Source organism: Aquimarina sp. I32.4 (genome assembly GCF_002924285.1).
In the GTDB taxonomy this organism is placed as follows: domain Bacteria; phylum Bacteroidota; class Bacteroidia; order Flavobacteriales; family Flavobacteriaceae; genus Aquimarina.
The window spans coordinates 1-1,126 of the sequence record NZ_PGUB01000240.1 but is presented as its reverse complement, the minus strand read 5'-3'; the positions used below and the strand labels follow the sequence as shown (position 1 = coordinate 1,126).

Here is a 1,126-nt window from a genome sequence, read left to right as displayed (position 1 = left end):
GAGAGTATCTAGTAATAGCTTTAGATACAGTAGATAAACTAAAATGGAAACTTGATTCTTTTCATGATTCAGACTACATAGTAGAAGCTTTAACCAGCTTCTCATGGTTCTCATGGGGAGAAACAATAACCATAAGTATCAACCGTGGTACTATTGATATAGAAAGTAAGTGTACTGATTGGCAAATAACCGATTATGGCAAAAACAAAAAAAATGCAACTCGGTTTATCACAACATTCAATACCATTAAAGAAGAATTATCTACCGCAGATATCAAAACCAGATTAGATCATCTAGACAAGATTATAAAATCAGCCATCACAATAGATTAAAACAGTCACTTGCCCAGCTCTATAAAGCTTGCTAAGTGCGCACTCAAAAAAAAGGGAAAAACAAAAAGAAGGAGTAACAGGAGTAAATACGTATTAGTTAATATACAGTTTGCCAAATTCTGTTTTTGATTGCTCCTATACCATTTTGCGAAAAAAAGTAACGTAATGGAAAAACACGAATACGATATACCCCCCAAGGTTTTTTATGGGATCCTCAATGCACTAGATGTTGATATAGGCAAGTTTGCAACAAACCTATTCAATGACGAACCAAAAGCCGTTACGATCTATGTAAAAATGTACATTTTGTATAGAGCAACACAAAACAAAGAATGATAAGAAAAATAAAGTAATAAATATCGAACACCCAATGCAGAACACCAAATATCGATTTCTCAATACTCAATACTAACTACTAACTACTCACTACTAACTACTCTCTACTCACTACTAACTACTCTCTACTCACTACTAACTCATGAATAATTTAAAAATATGTATCAAACCTCTAATAATAGACTCCTGATCAAGTCGGGAATGAACTGTCCTCCCAGCGCAGGCTGGGAACCAAGGAGTACTCATTGCGTTGTGATAGATTCTAATCTAGATTGTAATAACAAAGGAACACCAAATATCAATTTCTAAATACTCAATACTCACTACTCACTACTCACTACTCACTACTAACTACTAAACCCTAACTGATGAAAAAAAAAATAAAAAAAATACGGCCAGATTACAGATATCTGTAAGGCCACTGTATAAGAGATACTTATATTTGATTTTTGAAAAAA

At 33.3% G+C, this 1,126-nt stretch carries 2 protein-coding genes; both read left to right on the top strand.

Translation table 11 applies throughout. The features are described from left to right. Positions 1–332, top strand: a 332-nt coding sequence (locus tag CVD18_RS22945; RefSeq protein ID WP_158250549.1) for a hypothetical protein, incomplete at its 5' end; no start/stop codon positions are given. Positions 333–497: 165 nt separating this feature from the next. Beyond that, a complete protein-coding gene (locus CVD18_RS22940; protein ID WP_158250547.1) occupies positions 498–668 on the top strand; it encodes a hypothetical protein in 171 nt (56 codons plus the stop codon). Positions 669–1,126: the final 458 nt, after the last annotated feature.

Excerpts from the sequence above, each read along its gene's own strand:
- CVD18_RS22940 (WP_158250547.1), top strand. The coding sequence starts at position 498 with ATGGAAAAACACGAATACGATATACCCCCCAAGGTTTTTTATGGGATC.